Below are 18,836 nucleotides of genomic sequence, written 5' to 3'. Positions count from 1 at the left end.
CCACGCCCAGATCAGCAGTGTCAACATCATGTCCGGGTCATAGCCCGCCCGCCCGGCACCACCGGTACGGCGCTTGGCATGCAACCGTCTGGTGTCCAAGCCCTCGACCACCCCGATGACCAGCCACACCGGATCCGACACCGGCAACCAATCGCGCATGTCCTGCGGCAGCAGAAACTGCTGATCCCGATCAACCCGGCGATATCCCTTGGCCATCAACACATTCTCCAGGAAACCCCAGGTCAAACCCGCCCCGACAGGCCGCAAAGCAGAAGTTCGATTTTGCAACAGCCCGGATAAGGCCGTCAGTTGCCGAGAATGGACATTCAGTGCGCGCCTACCCGGTAACAACCACCAGCTCGGTCTCCGATTCCACTTCCACCCTGAGCCCGGCCTTCGACGCCACTCGCGCAACCCCGTGCACGTCGCGCGGTTCTGCGCGGCTGACCACCAGTGCCCGAGCCAGCAGGCCCTTGTGGTGCTTGTTGAAGTGGCTGACCACTGTGCGGGAGCCGTCGGCGTGCTCGGTGAGCACGGCGGCGCGCACGGCGCCAGGAACCTTGCCGAGCTGCTGATAGGTCCCCGAGCGCAGGTCGACCACCAGCTCACCGTCGGCCTCAGCCAGCAGCGCGCCGGTGAGATCTGGTTTCCACAACGCACTCAGTGTCGGCAGGCCCGGCAGCTTCGAGCCGCCCGAGAGCCGGTAGGCGGGAATGAAGTCCCCGGCTCGCACGGCGCCGAACAACGCGGATCCGATCATCAGGCGAGCGTCGGCCTTCGCGCGCTGGGCCCGGGTGAACGAACCTACATCGAGCGCGTCGTAAAGGACCCCGGTGTAGCGCTGCAGCGCCGGACACGTGGGCGCGCTCCACAATCGGGCGTTGCGCTCGATCTCGGCAACCTGGCTGACGCCCAGCGCGCGTCGCGACGCCTCGATGTCGGCGGCGAGGTCGACGAGCGAGCGAGCCAGCAGCTCGCGGGTGCCGTTCAGCTTGGGCATCGACAGCGCATCGAGGTCCAGCGGCGCCCCGCGACCGCCGTCGGATTTCGTCTCTGAGGGAGGGAGGAGCACCAGCACGACCAGCCAGGGTACTGCCGTAGGCTGGCGCTTTGTGATTACCCGCCTCTCCACGCTGTTTTTGCGAACCTTGCGCGACGATCCCGCCGACGCCGAGGTCCCGAGCCACAAGCTGCTCGTGCGGGCGGGATACGTGCGTCGCGTTGCGCCGGGGGTGTACTCGTGGTTGCCGCTGGGACTGCGGGTGTTGCGCCGGGTCGAGGACGTGGTTCGCGAGGAGATGAACGCTATCGGCGCGCAGGAAATCGCGCTGCCAGCTCTGCTGCCGCGGGATCCATACGAAAAAACCAACCGGTGGAGCGAATACGGCGACGCCCTATTCCGGCTGCAGGATCGTAAGGGTGGCGACTACCTGCTCGGCCCGACCCACGAGGAACTGTTCGCGCTGACGGTGAAGGGGGAGTACAGCTCCTACAAGGACCTGCCCGTCACGCTCTACCAGATCCAGACCAAGTACCGGGACGAGGAACGCCCGCGCGCGGGGATTCTCCGTGGCCGTGAGTTCATCATGAAGGACTCGTACTCGTTCGACCTCGACGAGGACGGACTGAAGAACAGCTACAGCGCGCACCGCGAGGCCTACCAGCGGATCTTCGACCGTCTCGGCATCAGCTACGTCATCGTGGCAGCCACTTCCGGCGCTATGGGCGGCAGCGCGTCCGAGGAGTTCCTGGCTGACAGCCCCGTCGGGGAAGACACCTACGTGCGCTGCCTTGCGTCCGGGTACGCGGCCAACGTCGAGGCGGTGGTCACGCCCGCACCCGAGCCGCTTCCGATCGAGGGGCAGCCCGAGGCGGTTGTTTATGACACTCCGGACACCCCGACCATCGCCACGCTGGTGGACTGGGCTAACGCGACCCTCGACCGGACGGTGACGGCGGCGGACACCCTGAAGAACGTCCTGGTCAAGTTGCGCCACCCCGACGGTGAGACCGAGTTGCTGGGCATCGGCGTGCCCGGTGACCGCGAGGTGGACACCAAGCGGCTGGGCGCGGCCGTTGAGCCGGCAGAGTTCGAGTTGCTCACCGACGCCGACTTCGCCGCCAACCCGTTCCTGGTCAAGGGCTACATCGGGCCGCGGGCGCTGCACGAGAACAAGGTCCGCTACCTCGTCGACCCGCGCGTAGTGCAGGGCACGTCCTGGATCACCGGCGCCGACCAGCACGGCAAACACGTCGTGGGCCTGGTGTGCGGTCGCGACTTCACCCCGGACGGCACCATCGAGGCCGCCGAAATCCGCGACGGGGATCCGTCGCCGGACGGCGCCGGGCCACTGGTGTCGGCGCGCGGCATCGAGATCGGGCACATCTTCCAGCTCGGTTACAAGTACACCGATGCGTTCGAGGTCGACGTGCTCGGCGAGAACGGCAAGCCGGTGCGGCTGATCCAGGGGTCGTACGGGATCGGCGTGTCGCGCCTTGTCGCCGTGATCGCCGAGCAGATGCACGACGACAAGGGTCTGCGCTGGCCGGCTGCCGTCGCGCCGGCCGATGTGCACGTGGTCATTGCCAACAAGGACGACGCGGCTCGAGAAGGCGCGGAGACCCTAGCCGCAGAACTCAACTCGGCCGGTTTGGAAGTGATCTTGGACGACCGCAAGGCGTCGCCGGGCGTGAAGTTCAAGGACGCCGAGTTGCTCGGGGTGCCGCTGCTGGTCGTCGTCGGGCGCGGCTGGGCCAACGGTACGGTGGAACTACGCGATCGATTCAGCGGCGAGTCGGAGGAGCTATCCGCGGACGGTGCCGCCGACGCGGTGGTGGCGCGGGTACGGGCATAACTGCCCGAAAGCGCGCCACTGTCGGCTCCCACACACAGAATCGCCGCACGAACTTTCGTCGGGCAATGCGGCACATTCGAATCGAATTCGTGACGATTCGTTCCGCGCCGATACGCGTCGCTGAGTGCACACTCGTTGGTGCGCGATGTAATGCGTCTCACGGAACGATCGCCGCCGCGGCGGCGATAAAGAAGTCGCAGCGCTCACTTCTGCGCATGTCGAGCATCGGGGCTCGGTCGTTGGTTATCCGATAGGGGCTTGTGTGATGTATCGATGGCGGCGGTGGCTGGGTGTGTTCTGGGCACTGTCGATGGTTGCCGTGCTCGTCGGTTGCTCGAGCGGAAACAAGACGGCTAGCCCGGCCGCTCAAGCCAGCCCGGCGGTGATCGCGGTGACACCGGATGGCAGCAAGCCCATCAACGTCACCGATCCGATCAACGTCACAGTCAAAGACGGCGTGCTCAAGACCGTCACCGTGACCAACTCGGCTGGCAAAGTCGTTCAGGGCGTCATGACCCCGGACAATCTGACGTGGAAGACCACCGAGCCGCTCGGCTACGACAAGACCTACAAGGTGCACGCTGAGGCCGCCAACGCCAAGGGAGACGTCGTCACCAAGGACGTCGACATCCAGACACTGGCACCGAGCGATCAGACCCAGGTCTATCTGCAGACCACCAACGGCGTGCCGCTCGCGGATGCGACCTACGGGGTCGGCATCGTCATCGTCGCCCATTTCGACGAGCCGATCACCAACAAGGACGCCGCGCAGCGCGCGATGACGGTGACGACAAACCCGCCGGTCGCCGGTGCCTGGCACTGGTTCGACAACCAGAACGCGCACTGGCGCCCCGAGCACTATTACGCGCCCGGGACGACCGTGAAGGTTTCGGCCAAGCTCTACGGCGTGCAGGTCGGCGACGGTCTGTTCGGCCAATCGGATGTCGATGCGTCCTTCCGGATCGGTGATGCGCATATCTCGACCGCAGACGACAACACCAAGATGGTCACCGTCACAGACAACGGCAAGGTCGTCCGGACCATGCCGACTTCGATGGGCCGCGGCGGCAGCGAGACTGTCGGGGGCCGCACCATCTCGTTCTGGACCCCGAGCGGCATCTACACGGTGTTGGGTAAGGCCAACCCGGTGGTGATGGACTCGGCCACCTACGGGCTACCCGTCAACTCGCGCCTGGGCTACAAGGAAAAGATTCCGTGGGCCACTCAGATCAGCCCGGACGGCATCTACCTGCACCAGTTGAACGCTACGGTCTGGGCGCAGGGCAACACCGACACCTCCCACGGTTGCCTGAACCTCAACAGCGACAACGCCGAGTGGTTCTACAACTTCTCCCAGATCGGCGACGTGGTGCAGATCGTCAACAGCGGCGGCCCGCCGCAGGATCCCACGAACAACGGCGACTGGACGATTCCGTGGTCGCAGTGGACCGCGAATAGCTGAGGAGTCAGTGGTCTGAGGAGTCAGTGCGCGGTGAGGATCTCGTAGTAGGAGAACCCGTGGCCCTTGGACTCGCAGTAGAAGGCGCCGTGGAACCCGACGTTGCAGGTGGCGCCCGCGTGTGAGACGGCCGGTCCGGCGGTGGCGCCGGTGCCGGTGACGGTTCCCACCTGGGAGATGGGTGGATTTCCGCCGGGCAGAGTGTGCGGTGTGCCTGCGTCGAATCCGGGGTGGGCCGGCAACGACGGCGAGTCGACGAGAACCTCCCGGACCCGGATGAGAATGGGGGAGTCGACCCCACCCGCGCTCAGTTGCATCAACACCGGTTGCGTGATGTCGCAGCCGATGTTGCCGCTGGCATCGATCGCGCAATTGAAATTGCCGTTGGAGAAGTACAGCGTGTCGGCGGGTGCGGCGTCGGCCGGGGCGGCGACCACCCCGGCAACCGCAGCCGCGAGGACCGTCGCGCAGCCGATTCGGCGTGTCATGTGTTCACTCCTGTTTCAACTGGTGGAGTGACCCCCTGATTGGAAGATTAACCGAGCACGTCAAAGTCTTCGCCGAATGCGCACGTAGACAACTCCGCCAATGCTGGGTCCTCGTCGGCATGCTCGGGTGCCCGCATCGCAAGCAGGGTGTTGAGCAGCATCCCGTCGGCGATGAACGACCGAGCCTGCTCGGGCGTGCAGCCGGTACGGCGTCTGATCAGCCCGTAGATCGAGGCCATGCATTCGCGCGCCTGTGCGCCGATCTCCTCGGTGTTGCCGGAGCAGAAACCGTGCATCATTACCAGCAGCAGGTCGCGGTCTTCGAGCAACCGGGAGTACGACGCGCCGAGCTGATGCCAGAACTGCTCGTCTTCGGGGTCGATCTCGAGCTTGTCCAGCTCGGTGTCGAAGGTCTGCAGGATCGCCGAACCGGCCCGTGCGAAGACTTCCCGGAAGAGTTCGACCTTGCTGCCGAACATCCGCACCACGTAGGGCTGTGAGATGCCTGCCTCCTTGGCCACCGCGTCGGTGCTGGTGCCGGCGTAGCCTCCGCGCGCAAACGCACGCGCCGCGGCGTCGAGGATGAGCTCGCGACGATCCGCGGCCGCCATGCGTGACTGCGTGGTTTCTGCGGTTTCCCGGGTTGGCATATTGACATGTTATCAGTCGATTACTAGCGTCTCCCACATAAGTAATCATTCGATGCTTACTAACTGAAGGAGTGGTGATGGCCGTCCTCACCGAACTGCCCGTCCGGCGCCTCGACCGGGTGGATCGCCGCCTGGTTCCCCTGTGGCTCGCGATGTTGGCCGCATCGCTGCCGATGTTCATGGCCACGCTCGACAACCTGGTCATGACCAGCGCGTTGCCGGTCATCAGCGTTGACCTACACGCCTCGATCGGGCAGTTGCAATGGTTCGTCAACGCCTACACGCTGTGCTTTGCCACGCTGATGTTGTCCGCGTCGACACTGGGCGACCGGTTCGGCCGCCGTCGGATGTTCCTCGCCGGTATCGCGCTGTTCACCGTCGCGTCGATCGGGTCGGCACTGTCGACCACGCCGGCGATGCTCATTGCCGCCCGGGCCTTTCAGGGAGTCGGCGCGGCCGCGGTGATGCCGCTGTCGTTGGCGCTGCTCGCGGGGGCGGTGCCCGAGGCGAAACGTGCCCTGGCGATCGGTGTCTGGGGCGGCGTCGCCGGGCTTGGTGTGGCGCTCGGGCCGGTGGTCGGCGGCGCTGTCGTGGACGGGGTTTCCTGGCAGGCGATCTTCTGGCTGAACGTCCCGGTCGCGGTCGTGGCGATTCCATTGGTGCTGTTCGCCTTGCGCGAGTCCTACGGGCGACCGGTGCCGCTGGACGTGGCGGGTGTGCTGCTGGCGGGCGGGGCGGTATTTGCCAGCGTGTGGGGGATCGTGCATGGCAACGACGATGGCTGGACGTCGACGAACGTGGGAGGGTCATTGATTGCCGCCGGGGTGTTGTTCGCCGCCTTCATCGTGCGTGAGCAGCGCACGAACCACCCGGTCCTGCCGTTGCGACTGTTCCGTTCCCGCAGTTTCAGCATCGCCAACGTCATTGGTCTGGCGTTCTCGCTCGGCATGTTCGGTGCGGTGTTCCTGCTGTCGCAGTACCTGCAGATTGCGATGGGCTACACGCCGCTACAGGCCGGTATCCGCACGCTGCCGTGGACGGCGGCCCCCATGGTGGTTGCGCCGATCGCCGGTGTGCTCGCGCCGCGGGTGGGGCTGCGCAGCCTGTTGGTGTCCGGGTTGACGTTGCAGGCGCTCGCGTTGGGATGGATGGCGCTGATCGTCGTGCCCGGCGTCAGTTACGCCGAGGTGGTGCCCGCGTTCATCATGGCGGGGGTGGGCATGGGCCTGACGTTCGCGCCGAGTGCCACCGCGGTGCTCGCCGACATGCCCGACGCCGACCATGCGACGGCCAGTTCGGCCAACTCGACGCTGCGCGAAATCGGGGTGAGCATGGGCGTGGCGACGCTGACGGCGGTGTTCCTCGGCTTCGGCGGCACACTCACCCCCGCCGGCTATGTCGACGGGCTGCGGCCCGCGCTGCTGGCCGGGGTGGCCGCGGTCGCAGTGGCGGCCATCGCGGCGCTGTTCATGCCCAGCATTCGGGAAAAGAGTTAGCTCAGCTAACGCATTTGGGAAAGCATGTGCTTCACAAGTGCGTTAGCTTCTATGGTTGTCCTGGGAACGGCGCCGTCGGGGGCGTCGTTCCTAAAATTGTCTGCCAGGTGGCCAGCCGGATGGCGCTGTCCGTCAGGGCGTCGATGCCGGTCCGCCGGCTGTGCTCGAATTGCGCTCGTTCGATGACGGACCGCCAGGCAACCGCGGTCTCGGATTCGACGAGGGCGCCGAGCTTCGCCGCAGAAATCGGGTCCACCACCGGAAAGGGAACCGTGTAACCGGCATCCGCGGACGGTGCGCTCACGCCCGCGGCTGTCAGCGCATCGATCGTGGAGTCTCGGCGGGCTCGGTGCGCGGCCGTGTATTCGGCGATCATGGCGTCGCGGTCGGGATTGGAATAGGCCGCGATCACGCCATAGCAAAACACCGCCGCATATTCCGCGCGCAGGGCATCCACCAGTGCCTGCTGTTCTGAACCGCTCATTTCAGCACCACCGTGGCGTACACGCCGCAGGCCGCGCTGATCGAGCCGAGCAAGCCCGCGCGATAGCCGGACAGCGAGGGCGCCAACCCGGCCGCGCTGCGCTGTGACTCGCTCAACGACGCGCGCATCGCATCGAGATTGGGCGGTGGTGCGGGTGCCACCGTCGACGTCGCTGCGGCGGGTCCCGGCGAGTGCGAGCCATTCGGGTAGGCGCCGGCAACCCTGGCGATCTCGGTGTCGAGGGCCTTGGCATGGGCGGTGCGCTGATCGGCGATCAACCGCAGGTCAGCGCTGCGGTCGGGCAGCACGGCAATCGCCGCTTGCGCGGCAGCCGCGTCGCGACGGGCAAGATCGGCCTGGGCGACCAATGGATCCACCGCTGGCGGTTCGGTGGTGTCGTTCGGGTCCGCGCAACTGACCAACGCCGCCGCACCGAAGCCGGCGACGGCAACATTGCGGGCCACGCGTAGGCTCGTCCGTCGCGACATCGGCTCGGAAACGGGCTGGAAGAGTCGCTGGAGTATCGCCGGATCACGCACGGCTACATGGTGCCAGCACCAACCGGGTTTCTGCCCACCAGGATCGACCACTGGAGTGCCGTCTCCGCGATAGGCTTGATAATTGCCTGAACTGAGGTGATTGCTGGCCGGTAACAACTGAACTCGGGAGTGTCGACATGCCGTCCCTGTCCGCGGAGAGGGTTAGCGACCTCGTCGCTCAGTTCGTCGCACGCAACGGCTACGACCTCGAGGATGTCGATGTCGTAGCCGCCGGGAAGACGGCCACGGTCCGGGTGGTGGTGGATCGCGATGCTGCCACCGGCCTCGATGATCTGGCGGAGCTCAGCCGGGATATTTCGGCCGGACTCGACGCCGAAGACCTCGGTGATGCCCCCTACAATCTCGAGGTAACCACCCGCGGAATCGACCGGCCGTTGACCACACAGCGGCATTGGCGGCGAGCCCAGGGGCGCCGGGTTCGCATCCGCACATCCGGCGGCAGCTTCGATGGGCGCGTGGGACCCGTGGGTGACGGCGTCGTCAGCATCGTTGTTCGCGACGGCAAGCGGCTCGCGGTTCGTGACATCGGATTCGACGACATCGTCTCCGCTGTCGTCCAGGTGGAGTTCGCCCCGCCGAATCCCGCCGAACTCGAACTCAGCGGCGGCATCGCCGCCGGCCGCGCGGTTCCGGGCACCGACGATGAGGCCGCGCCGCATCCACAGCATTCAGAGGAGAACCACAAATGAATATCGATATCTCCGCGCTGCGAGCGATCGAGGCCGACAAGGGCATCTCGATCGAGATGGTGATCCAGACGATCCAATCGGCGTTGCTGACCGCCTACCGGCACACCGACGGGCACCAGCCCAACGCCCGAATCGACATCGATCGCAAAACTGGCGTCGTGCGAGTGATGGCCCGCGAGGTCGACAGCGACGGCAACGTCATCTCCGAATGGGACGACACGCCGGAAGGGTTCGGCCGGATCGCGGCCACCACCGCTCGGCAGGTGATTCTGCAGCGCCTGCGCGACGCCGAGCACGAGCGCAGTTACGGCGAATTCGCGACGCATGAAGGCGAAATCGTCGGCGGGGTGATTCAGCGCGACGCGCGCGCCAATGCCCGCGGCACGGTGGTGGTGCGCATCGGCAGCGATGCCAACGGCGCCGACGGCATCATCCCGCCGGCCGAGCAGGTTCCGGGCGAGAACTACGACCACGGTGAGCGCCTCAAGTGCTACGTCGTCGGTGTGTCGCGCGGCCCGCGCGGGCCGCAGATCACGCTGTCGCGCACGCACCCGAATCTGGTGCGCAAGCTGTTCGCCTTGGAGGTTCCCGAAATCGCCGACGGTTCGGTGGAAATTGTGAGCGTCGCGCGGGAGTCGGGTCATCGGTCGAAGATCGCCGTGCGCTCAAAGATTGCCGGACTCAATGCCAAGGGCGCGTGCATCGGCCCGATGGGTCAGCGAGTCCGCAATGTGATGAGCGAGCTCGGCGGGGAGAAGATCGACATCATCGACTACGACGAGGATCCCGCGAAGTTCGTCGGGAATGCGCTGTCGCCGTCGAAGGTTGTCTCGGTCACGGTGGTGGACCCGGAAGCCAAGGCGGCGCGGGTGATCGTGCCCGACTTCCAGTTGTCGCTCGCGATCGGCAAGGAGGGCCAGAACGCCCGGCTCGCAGCCCGGTTGACCGGCTGGCGAATCGATATCCGCAGCGATGCAGAAGAGGCGCGGCCGCATGCGGCGGGAGCTGACGGGCATCGGTGAGCGCGGTTGGCGGTAGCAGATGCAGAGTTCACGCCCCGACAGCGGTAGAGTGGTCGATGGTTCAGCGCGAGTCCTCGAAATCACAGCTCGTTCGTTCCGGTTCGCCGGTGCGTACGTGCGTCGGATGCCGGGAGCGGGCGCTGGCTGTCGAGCTGCTGCGAGTTGTGGCGCGGGCAGCGGTTGATGGATATGCCGTTGTTCCCGATCCGCAGCGCAGGCTGGCTGGTCGGGGCGCGTGGTTGCATCCTGATCCGGGCTGCCTGAACCGAGCAATTCGACGTCGAGCATTCGGCGCAGCATTACGAGTGTCCGGACACCTGGACATCTCCGCGGTGGCGCAGATGCTGGAGGCTCCTAGAGACTCCGGGGTCAACACCGCGGGGGAGAGTTACACCTCGAAAAGATAGGCACGAGCACTCATGAGCACACCGTGAAGCACCAACGATGAACGTCCATCGGAGATAACCCGAGGTCGTGCGGGCCGCACCCATAAGGGACGCCGCGCTCGGCCTCATCAGTGAGGAGAGCAGTGGCAGGCAAGGCCCGCGTGCACGAGTTGGCGAAAGAACTCGGTGTCACCAGCAAGGAACTACTCGCGACGCTCAAGGAGCAAGGCGAGTTCGTCAAGTCGGCGTCTTCGACGGTAGAAGCTCCCGTCGCACGTCGGCTGCGTGAATCATTCGGCGCGAAGGCAGCCACGGCAAACGGTGCCGATGGCGGCGGTGCGGCCACCAAGCCGGCTCCGGCGAAGGCAGCGGCGGCAAAGCCCACTCCGGCCGGCCCGAAGTCGAGCGCAACCCCGGCAGCTGCTGCTGCGTCGGCACCGGCGGCGGCCGATTCGGCCGCGGCCGCGCCGGTAGCGGCGGCGGCTCCCAAGCCGGCGCCCGCTCGGCCGCGCCCAGCGCCAGCCGCGCCGGCGGCGCGAGCCACGCAGCCACCGGCTGCGGCTTCCGCCCCGTCGGCACCCCCGGCTCCGGCCGGACCGAAGCCCGGTCCGAAGGCCCCGCGCGTTGGCAACAACCCCTACTCATCTGCGCCGGTAGAACGGCCGGCCCCGCGCCCGGCGCCCGGCGCGCCGCGGCCAGGTGGCCCGCGTCCGGCGCCCGGTCAGGGCGGTCCGCGTCCGGCCCCGGGGCAAGGCGGTCCGCGTCCGGCGCCCGGCCAGGGCGGTCCACGCCCGGCTCCCGGTGCCCCGCGGCCCGGTGGGCCGCGCCCGAGCCCGGGTGCAATGCCACCGCGCCCGAACCCCGGTGCGATGCCGTCCCGCTCGGCCCGTCCCGGCCCCACGGCCGGTAGGCCCGGTCGTCCCGGCGGCGCGCCCGGCGGTCGGCCCGGTGGCGGTGGCGGCGGCTACCGCAGCGGCGGTGGCGGCACTGGTGCACCAGGCGCCGGAGCTCCCGCCGGTGGTGGTGGCTTCCGCGGCCGTCCCGGTGGCGGCGGTGGCGCCGGCCGTGGTGGTCGTGGCGCTGCTGCGGGTGCGTTCGGCCGTCCCGGCGGTGCTCCCAAGCGCGGTCGCAAGTCGAAGCGGCAGAAGCGGCAAGAGTACGACTCGATGCAGGCCCCAGCAGTCGGCGGCGTTCGGCTGCCCCGCGGCAATGGCGAGACCATTCGCCTGGCCCGCGGTGCCTCGCTGTCGGACTTCGCGGAAAAGATCGATGCGAACCCGGCGGCCCTCGTGCAGGCGTTGTTCAACCTCGGCGAGATGGTGACGGCAACCCAGTCGGTCAACGACGAGACGCTCGAGCTGCTCGGTAGCGAGATGAACTACAACGTCCAGGTGGTCAGCCCCGAGGACGAGGACCGCGAGCTGCTGGAAAGCTTCGACCTGTCCTACGGCGAGGACGAGGGCGGCGAGGAAGACCTCGAGCAGCGTCCGCCGGTGGTGACCGTCATGGGTCACGTCGACCACGGTAAGACTCGCCTGCTCGACACGATCCGGAAGGCGAACGTGCGCGAGGGCGAGGCCGGCGGCATCACCCAGCACATCGGTGCCTACCAGGTGCTCACCGACCTCGACGGCAACGAGCGGTTGATCACCTTCATCGACACCCCGGGTCACGAGGCGTTCACTGCCATGCGTGCCCGTGGTGCCAAGGCCACCGACATCGCAATCCTGGTGGTCGCCGCCGACGACGGCGTCATGCCGCAGACGGTGGAGGCCATCAACCACGCCCAGGCGGCCGACGTGCCGATCGTCGTCGCGGTGAACAAGATCGACAAGGAGGGCGCGGACCCGGCCAAGATCCGCGGTCAGCTCACCGAATACGGCCTGGTGGCCGAGGAATACGGCGGCGACACCATGTTCGTCGACATCTCCGCCAAGCAGGGCACCAACATCGAGGCACTGCTCGAAGCGGTGCTGCTCACCGCGGACGCGGCGCTGGACCTGCGGGCCAACCCGGACATGGACGCCCAGGGTGTCGCCATCGAGGCGCACCTCGACCGCGGCCGCGGCCCGGTGGCCACCGTGCTCATCCAGCGCGGCACGCTGCGCGTCGGCGACTCGATCGTGGCCGGCGACGCCTACGGTCGCGTGCGGCGCATGGTCGACGAGAACGGCGAGGACGTCGACGAGGCACTGCCGTCGCGGCCGGTGCAGGTCATCGGTTTCACCTCGGTTCCCGGTGCTGGTGACAACTTGCTCGTGGTCGAGGAAGACCGGATCGCGCGCCAGATCGCGGACCGTCGAAACGCGCGCAAGCGCAACGCGATGGCCGCACGCAGCCGCAAGCGGATCAGCCTGGAAGATCTGGATGCCGCGCTGAAGGAGACCAGCGAGCTCAACCTGATCCTCAAGGGCGACAACGCAGGTACCGTCGAAGCCCTCGAGGAGGCGCTGCTCGGCATCGAGATCGATGACGAGGTGCAGTTGCGGGTGATCGACCGCGGTGTCGGTGGCATCACCGAGACCAACGTCAACCTCGCGGCCGCCTCGAACGCGATCATCATCGGGTTCAACGTCCGCGCGGAGGGCAAGGCAACCGAGCTGGCCAACCGCGAGGGCATCGACATCCGCTACTACTCGGTGATCTACCAGGCGATCGACGACATCGAGAAGGCGCTCAAGGGCCTGCTCAAGCCGGTCTACGAGGAGGTCGAGCTGGGCCGGGCCGAGATTCGCGCGCTGTTCCGGTCCTCGAAGGTCGGACTCATCGCGGGTTGCATGGTCACCTCGGGCATCATCCGCCGCAACGCCAAGGCGCGGCTGCTGCGAGACAACAAGGTGGTCGCGGAAACGACGACCATCGCCTCGCTGCGGCGCGAAAAGGACGATGTCACCGAGGTGCGCGAGGGCTACGAGTGCGGTCTCACGCTGACGTACTCCGACCTCAAGGAAGGCGACATCATCGAGGCCTACGAGCTGCGCGAAAAGCCGCGCGACTAGTTCCGTGCGCAGGCGGGCACCCGGCTTGGTGTTGGGTGCCCGCCCAAGCTGGCGTCGGTCGAGTCGAATGGAGGGCTTGTTGTGTATCTCGGGGCACTCGAGTTCGACATTTTGCTCGGCGACGTGCACTCGCTGAAACAGAAGCGGTCGATCGTGAAGCCGGTCGTGGCGGAGTTGCAGCGCTTCGGCGTTTCAGCGGCCGAGACCGGCAATCAGGACACCTATCGGCGCAGCGTGCTCGGGGTGGCGATGGTCAGTTCCGGTGTGGACCACATCCACGAGGTGCTCGACAAGTGCGAGCGGACTGTCGCCGGCCGGCCGGAGCTGGAACTGCTGGCGGTGCGCCGACGAATTTTCGGACCTGAGGACTGAAAGGGAGCTTGCCATGGTTGACCAGGCACGAGCGCGGCGGCTCGCGAAACGAATTGCCACCATCGTGGCCACCGCGATCGAATTGGAAATCAAGGACCCGCGACTGCGCCACGTCACCATCACCGATGCGAAGGTGACGGGCGACCTGCGCGACGCCACCGTGTACTACACGGTGATGGGAAGCGATCTGAATACTGCGCCAGACGTGGCCGGCGCCGCGGCCGGGCTCGAGAAGGCCAAGGGCGTGCTGCGTTCGAAGGTGGGCGCCGGCACCGGCGTGCGCTTCACACCGACGCTGGCGTTCGTGCACGACACCGTGCCCGACACCGCCCGGCACATGGAGGAGTTGCTGGCCCGGGCCCGGGCCGCCGACGACGAGGTGGCGCGAGCGGCGGCCAATGCCAAACCCGCCGGTGAGACGGATCCCTACAAGCAAGCCGACGATTCGACCGAGGAAGGCCGCTGGTGACAGCGGAGTCGGCGGTGTCTGTCACCAGCGAGTCCGGCGGAGCAGGTCTTCCGTTCGGGGCCGCGTTGCAGGCGCTGCAGTCGGCGCGCAATGCCATCGTGCTGTGCCATGTCCATCCCGATGCCGACACCATCGGCAGCGGGCTGGCCCTGGCCATCGCCTTGCACCGGCACAACGTGGCCGTCACGGTTTCATTCGACACACCAGCCGAATTGCCGCTGTCTATGCGCAGCCTGCCCGGCGCTGAGTTCGTCGTTCCGGCGGAGAAGGTTCCGCCGACCGCAGACGTCGTGGTGACGGTGGACTGTGCCAGCGCGGGGCGGCTCGGACGCCTCGCGGACCGGGTGGAATCCGCATCCACGAGTCTGGTCATCGACCACCACGCGTCCAACACCCGATTCGGTGACATCAACCTGATCGATGCGACCGCGGAATCGACGACCGCCGTTCTGGTGCACCTCTTCGATGAGTGGGGCATCGAGATCGACCAGGACCTGGCACATTGCCTGTATGCGGGGCTGGTCACCGATACCGGCTCCTTCCGCTGGGTGCGCCCGGGCACCCACCTGCTTGCCGAACGATTGCTGGCTACCGGTATCGACGCGGCCGGCATCGCCCGCTCCCTCCTGGACAGTCACCCGTTCGGATGGTTGCCGATGCTGTCGCGGGTGCTTGGGACGGCTCGCCTGGTGCCTAGCGTGGCGGGCGGAGCCGGGCTGGTATACGCGGTCGTCCGGCGCGCGGACGTCGGTCTGCTCGGTTCCGAAGAGGTCGAAAGCGTCATCGATATTGTCCGCACCTGCACAGATGCATCCGTGGCGGCGGTATTCAAAGAGGTAGCCGACGGTGCGGGCGCCGAATGGTCGGTGTCGCTGCGCTCGCGGCAGGCAGCAGACGGCGCCAACGTGGATGTCTCGGCTGTGGCGGTTCGGCTCGGCGGCGGCGGCCACACCTTCGCGGCCGGGTATACCGCTCATGGCGACATCGACGTGGTAGCGGAAGAGCTACTGGCGGCACTGGGGTGACGGATCACCCGGAGCAGGCCGGCGCCGGGCGCGTGCTCGCCCTGGCCTTGCCGACGCTCGGGGTGCTGGTCGCCGAACCGCTGTATGTGCTGTTCGACATCGCCGTCGTCGGCCGCCTCGGCGCATTGGCGCTTGCCGGGCTGGCCGTGGGCGGCCTGGTATTGACCCAGGTGAGCACCCAGCTGACCTTTCTCTCCTATGGCACCACCGCGCGCAGCGCCCGTCGCTACGGCGCGGGCGATGAGACGGGCGCGATCGGCGAGGGAGTTCAGGCGACCTGGATCGCGCTGGTGGTGGGAGGCCTGCTGGCAGCGCTTGTCGAGATCTTCGCGGCGCCGATAGCCACCGTCATTGCCGGGGATTCCGCGATCGCCGATCAGGCCGAAACCTGGCTGCGCATCGCGGTGCTGGGCGCGCCGCTGATCCTGGTCACCATTGCCGGCAACGGCTGGCTACGCGGCGTGCAGGACACCGCCCGACCCTTCGCGTACGTTCTTGCCGGACTTGCGGTTTCGGCCTTCCTGTGCCCGTTCCTGGTGCACGGACTCGCGGTCGCGCCGCAGCTGGGGTTGGCGGGTTCGGCCGTGGCCAATCTTGCCGGGCAGATGGTGGCAGCGGCACTGTTCCTGACCGCCCTGGTTCGCACCGGCGTGTCGCTGCGCCCTCGCCGGAGTGTGATCTGGGCGCAGCTGCGTCTGGGGCGGGACTTGATTGCCCGCAGCCTCGCCTTCCAAGCCTGTTTCCTGTCGGCGGCCGCGGTGGCGTCGCGTTTCGGCGCGGCGAGCGTGGCAGCGCACCAGGTCGTGCTGCAGCTGTGGAACTTTGTTTCGTTGACCCTGGACTCGCTGGCGATCGCCGCCCAGACATTGGTGGGCGCGACACTCGGGGCGGGCCGGCCGACGGCGGCGCGCACCCTCGGTTGGCGCATCACCCGCTGGTCGGCGGCGTTTGCGGTCGGCTTGGCGGTGGTGTTCATCCTGGGCTCGGGGGTGCTGCCGCACCTGTTCACCTCCGACGGCGACGTCATCGACCGCATCTATGTCGTGTGGTGGTTCTTCGTCGCGCTGATGCCGATCGCCGGCGTGGTGTTCGGGCTTGACGGCGTGCTGCTCGGCGCGGGAGACGCCGCGTATCTGCGCACCAGCACGCTCGCGGCGGCGATTGCCGGGTTCCTCCCGATGATCTGGCTGTCGCTGGCGTTCGATTGGGGCCTCGCGGGAATCTGGACCGGATTGGCGTTGTTCATGATCATTCGGATGGTGGCGGTGCTGTGGCGCATGGCGTCCGGCCGCTGGGCCGTCGCCGGCGGCGAGGTGCCGGCGCGGCGATTGGCCGACGAAGGGATAGCTAGTGAGCGCTGACGAAACTCCAACGTTGTTCGCGGTCAGTGACATTCACGTCGGCCACCGCGGCAACCGGCCCATCGCCGAACAGATCCGGCCGTCCTCGCCACACGACTGGCTGATCGTCGCCGGTGACGTCTCGGAGAAGACCGACGACATCCGGTGGGCTCTAGAGATGCTGCGCAGCCGCTTCGAGAAGGTCATCTGGGTGCCGGGCAACCACGAGTTGTGGACCACGGCAAAGGATCCCGTGCAGATGCACGGCGCCGCACGCTACGAGTACCTGGTCAACATGTGCCGCGCCATCGACGTCATCACGCCCGAGGACCCGTATCCGGTGTGGGACGGCGTGACACTGGTGCCGATGTTCCTGCTCTATGACTACACATTCCTGCCCGCCGGCGCGAGCACCAAGTCAGAGGGACTGGCCATCGCCCGCGAGCGCAACGTCGTTGCCACGGATGAATACCTGCTGTCTTCCGAGCCGTATCTGACCCGCGACGCCTGGTGCCAGGTGCGGGTGGAGCAGACCCGTAAGCGCCTCGATGCGCTGCCGCCGGATACACCATTGGTGCTGATCAACCACTTTCCGCTGGTACCGCAACCCACGGAAGTGCTGATGTACCCGGAGTTCTCGCTGTGGTGCGGCACCGTATTGACCGCCGACTGGCACACCCGGTACAACGTCGTGTGTTCGGTGTACGGGCACCTGCACATTCCGCGCACCACCTACTACGACGGTGTGCGGTTCGAGGAGGTCTCGCTCGGCTACCCGCGCGAGTGGCAACGCCGCGGTCTGCCGGAAAAGCTGCTGCGCCAGATCCTTCCGGTGCCCGAGTATCCGCCGGGCACGCTGAACAAATGGGGTGGACACTTCAAAGTGACTCCGGAAATGGAAGCTGCCGTGGAAAAGATGAGGGCGCGCGGACGTTGATCGAGAACATCCTTCCGACGGGTATCGAGTCTGCTGAGCTGTTTTCCGATCCGCCGAACCTGCAACCCCATCCGCTCGAGGCCGAGTTGATTGCGCGCGCGGTGGACAAGCGCCGGCGAGAGTTCATGGGCGCCCGGCACTGTGCGCGAGAGGCCATGCGGCAGCTGGGCGTCGAGCCTGGTCCGGTGTTGCGGGGGGACAGCGGCATGCCGGTGTTCCCGCGCGGGGTTGTCGGCAGCCTCACACACTGCGCCGGCTATCGCGGTGCGGCGCTCGGGCATTCGATGCAGTTTCGCTCGGTCGGTATCGATGCCGAACCACACGGGCCGCTACCGGACGGCGTACTCGAGGCGGTGAGCCTTGCGGCCGAACGGGATTGGCTGGGCACGATGCCCGACCGGGACATCCATTCCGACCGGTTGCTGTTTTGTGCCAAGGAAGCGACCTATAAGGCATGGTTTCCCCTGACCAAACGCTGGCTGGGATTCGAGGACGCGCACATTACGTTCACCACCGACACCGAGACAGTGCCAGACGCGCTGCGCAGCGGCAGGTTTCGTAGTGAGATCCTCATCGACCCGCTCGCGCTGGACGGGTCGCGACTGGTGGCGTTCGATGGGCGGTGGCAGGTGCGTGACGGCTTGGTCCTCACCGCAATCGTGGTGAGCTAGATGGACGTCTCCGGCGCGGGTCTGCTGATCATCGACAAGGATCCGGGTATGACCAGCCACGACGTGGTGGGGCGGTGCCGGAAGATCCTGCGCACCCGCAAGATCGGACACGCCGGCACGTTGGATCCGATGGCCACGGGGGTGCTGGTGCTCGGGGTGGAACGCGCGACCAAGATGCTCGGCTTGCTGGCACTGACCACCAAGTCCTACACGGCCACCATCAGGCTCGGTCAGGCCACCACCACCGACGACGCGGAAGGCGAGGTCCTCAGCGAGGCGTCGGCCACTCACCTCACCGATGACGCGATCGCTGCCGAAGTGATGGCGTTGACCGGTGACATCCAGCAGATTCCGGCGACCGTGAGCGCCATCAAGATCGACGGCCAACGTGCCTATGCTCTGCACCGGGCGGGCCAGGACGTGCAACTGCCGGCGCGGCCGGTCACCGTTTCGCGCTTCGACGTGCTCGCTCGCCGCGCGGCGGGAGACTGGGTGGATCTCGATGTGTCCGTGGACTGTTCCTCCGGCACCTACATCCGCGCGCTCGCGCGCGACCTCGGCGCAGCGCTGGGCGTGGGCGGACACCTGACGGCGTTGCGAAGGACCGCGGTCGGCCCGTTCACGCTGAAGCACGCGTGCACGCTGGACCAACTCGCCGACGAACCGCGACTCAGCATGGATATCGACACGGCCGCACTGACGTGCTTCCCCGCGCGGCACATCACGCCCGCGGAAGCCGACTCGCTGCGTCACGGCCGATGGCTCGAACCCCTCGGGCACCACGGCGTTCATGCAGCAGTCGATCCGGACCGCAAGGTGATCGCTCTGCTGGAAGAGCGCGGCAAGCGCGCGGCACCGGTGTTCGTGGTGCGGCCGGCCTAGGACGGGCGGACGTGGCACTGGCGTTAGCGAACCCGCCGCTGGCCACTGCGGC

General features: G+C 67.1%; 19 protein-coding genes and 1 pseudogene. 14 read left to right on the top strand and 6 right to left on the bottom strand.

The features are described from left to right. Together FOS14_RS17350 and yaaA are read right to left on the bottom strand one after the other, a co-directional pair. Window positions 1–216: pseudogene (locus FOS14_RS17350) on the bottom strand (transposase); the annotation flags it as partial. Window positions 217–337: 121 nt separating this feature from the next. Further along, window positions 338–1,078, bottom strand: a complete 741-nt coding sequence (gene yaaA, locus FOS14_RS17345; protein ID WP_143772055.1) for a peroxide stress protein YaaA — start codon at window positions 1,076–1,078, stop codon at window positions 338–340. A 34-nt stretch (window positions 1,079–1,112) separates the two neighbouring features. Here yaaA and FOS14_RS17340 point away from each other — a divergent pair, with 34 nt between their 5' ends. Continuing rightward, on the top strand, window positions 1,113–2,855 hold the full coding sequence (locus tag FOS14_RS17340; protein WP_143772054.1) for a proline--tRNA ligase: 1,743 nt from the start codon (window positions 1,113–1,115) through the stop codon (window positions 2,853–2,855). Between the two features lie 265 nt (window positions 2,856–3,120). Further along, window positions 3,121–4,317, top strand: coding sequence for an Ig-like domain-containing protein (locus FOS14_RS17335; protein WP_143772076.1), 1,197 nt, complete (start codon window positions 3,121–3,123; stop codon window positions 4,315–4,317). A gap of 20 nt (window positions 4,318–4,337) precedes the next feature. On the opposite strand, the gene FOS14_RS17330 is transcribed toward FOS14_RS17335, so the two are convergent. Both FOS14_RS17330 and FOS14_RS17325 read right to left on the bottom strand, forming a co-directional pair. Then, complete coding sequence (locus tag FOS14_RS17330; protein WP_143772053.1) at window positions 4,338–4,802, bottom strand: hypothetical protein; 465 nt, start codon at window positions 4,800–4,802, stop codon at window positions 4,338–4,340. 47 nt (window positions 4,803–4,849) lie between these two features. Next, entirely contained in the window at window positions 4,850–5,452 is a 603-nt protein-coding gene (locus FOS14_RS17325; RefSeq protein ID WP_255450424.1) for a TetR/AcrR family transcriptional regulator, read from the bottom strand. A 77-nt stretch (window positions 5,453–5,529) separates the two neighbouring features. Here FOS14_RS17325 and FOS14_RS17320 point away from each other — a divergent pair, with 77 nt between their 5' ends. Beyond that, window positions 5,530–6,948, top strand: a complete 1,419-nt coding sequence (locus tag FOS14_RS17320) for a DHA2 family efflux MFS transporter permease subunit (RefSeq protein WP_143772052.1) — start codon at window positions 5,530–5,532, stop codon at window positions 6,946–6,948. 49 nt (window positions 6,949–6,997) lie between these two features. Here FOS14_RS17320 and FOS14_RS17315 read toward each other — a convergent pair whose 3' ends face one another. Beyond that, a complete protein-coding gene (locus tag FOS14_RS17315; protein ID WP_143772051.1) occupies window positions 6,998–7,432 on the bottom strand; it encodes a ferritin-like domain-containing protein in 435 nt (144 codons plus the stop codon). Continuing rightward, on the bottom strand, window positions 7,429–7,920 hold the full coding sequence (locus FOS14_RS17310; protein WP_143772074.1) for a hypothetical protein: 492 nt from the start codon (window positions 7,918–7,920) through the stop codon (window positions 7,429–7,431). The genes FOS14_RS17315 and FOS14_RS17310 overlap by 4 nt, the downstream gene beginning before the upstream one ends. 188 nt (window positions 7,921–8,108) lie before the next feature. Here FOS14_RS17310 and rimP point away from each other — a divergent pair, with 188 nt between their 5' ends. From rimP to truB, 11 genes are all read left to right on the top strand, one after another. Next, window positions 8,109–8,681, top strand: a complete 573-nt coding sequence (rimP, locus tag FOS14_RS17305; protein ID WP_143772050.1) for a ribosome maturation factor RimP — start codon at window positions 8,109–8,111, stop codon at window positions 8,679–8,681. Next, window positions 8,678–9,703 carry a transcription termination factor NusA gene (gene nusA, locus FOS14_RS17300; RefSeq protein WP_143772049.1) on the top strand — a complete coding sequence of 342 codons (1,026 nt, stop codon included), beginning with the start codon at window positions 8,678–8,680 and terminating at the stop codon, window positions 9,701–9,703. The genes rimP and nusA overlap by 4 nt, the downstream gene beginning before the upstream one ends. A gap of 56 nt (window positions 9,704–9,759) precedes the next feature. Further along, entirely contained in the window at window positions 9,760–10,110 is a 351-nt protein-coding gene (locus tag FOS14_RS17295; RefSeq protein ID WP_143772048.1) for a YlxR family protein, read from the top strand. A gap of 122 nt (window positions 10,111–10,232) precedes the next feature. Next, on the top strand, window positions 10,233–13,088 hold the full coding sequence (infB, locus tag FOS14_RS17290; RefSeq protein WP_143772047.1) for a translation initiation factor IF-2: 2,856 nt from the start codon (window positions 10,233–10,235) through the stop codon (window positions 13,086–13,088). Between the two features lie 81 nt (window positions 13,089–13,169). After that, entirely contained in the window at window positions 13,170–13,460 is a 291-nt protein-coding gene (locus FOS14_RS17285) for a DUF503 domain-containing protein (protein WP_143772046.1), read from the top strand. A 13-nt stretch (window positions 13,461–13,473) separates the two neighbouring features. Beyond that, the gene (gene rbfA / locus FOS14_RS17280; protein ID WP_143772045.1) at window positions 13,474–13,929 is read left to right on the top strand and encodes a 30S ribosome-binding factor RbfA; all 456 of its coding nucleotides are present in this window, start codon (window positions 13,474–13,476) and stop codon (window positions 13,927–13,929) included. A 14-nt stretch (window positions 13,930–13,943) separates the two neighbouring features. Next, entirely contained in the window at window positions 13,944–14,954 is a 1,011-nt protein-coding gene (locus FOS14_RS17275) for a bifunctional oligoribonuclease/PAP phosphatase NrnA (RefSeq protein WP_255450423.1), read from the top strand. Next, window positions 14,951–16,315 (top strand): MATE family efflux transporter, encoded by a 1,365-nt coding sequence (locus FOS14_RS17270; RefSeq protein WP_255450422.1) that lies wholly within the window; start codon window positions 14,951–14,953, stop codon window positions 16,313–16,315. The genes FOS14_RS17275 and FOS14_RS17270 overlap by 4 nt, the downstream gene beginning before the upstream one ends. Further along, the gene (locus FOS14_RS17265) at window positions 16,305–17,231 is read left to right on the top strand and encodes a metallophosphoesterase (protein ID WP_255450421.1); all 927 of its coding nucleotides are present in this window, start codon (window positions 16,305–16,307) and stop codon (window positions 17,229–17,231) included. Before FOS14_RS17270 ends, FOS14_RS17265 begins: the two co-directional genes overlap by 11 nt. After that, window positions 17,228–17,902 carry a 4'-phosphopantetheinyl transferase gene (locus FOS14_RS17260; RefSeq protein ID WP_143772043.1) on the top strand — a complete coding sequence of 225 codons (675 nt, stop codon included), beginning with the start codon at window positions 17,228–17,230 and terminating at the stop codon, window positions 17,900–17,902. Before FOS14_RS17265 ends, FOS14_RS17260 begins: the two co-directional genes overlap by 4 nt. Continuing rightward, complete coding sequence (gene truB / locus FOS14_RS17255) at window positions 17,903–18,784, top strand: tRNA pseudouridine(55) synthase TruB (RefSeq protein WP_143772042.1); 882 nt, start codon at window positions 17,903–17,905, stop codon at window positions 18,782–18,784. The last annotated feature ends 52 nt before the right edge of the window (window positions 18,785–18,836 follow it).

Source organism: Skermania sp. ID1734, from assembly GCF_007489285.1.
In the GTDB taxonomy this organism is placed as follows: domain Bacteria; phylum Actinomycetota; class Actinomycetes; order Mycobacteriales; family Mycobacteriaceae; genus ID1734.
Note: the sequence above shows the minus strand (reverse complement) of the source record. Positions and strands in the feature narration are given on the sequence as shown.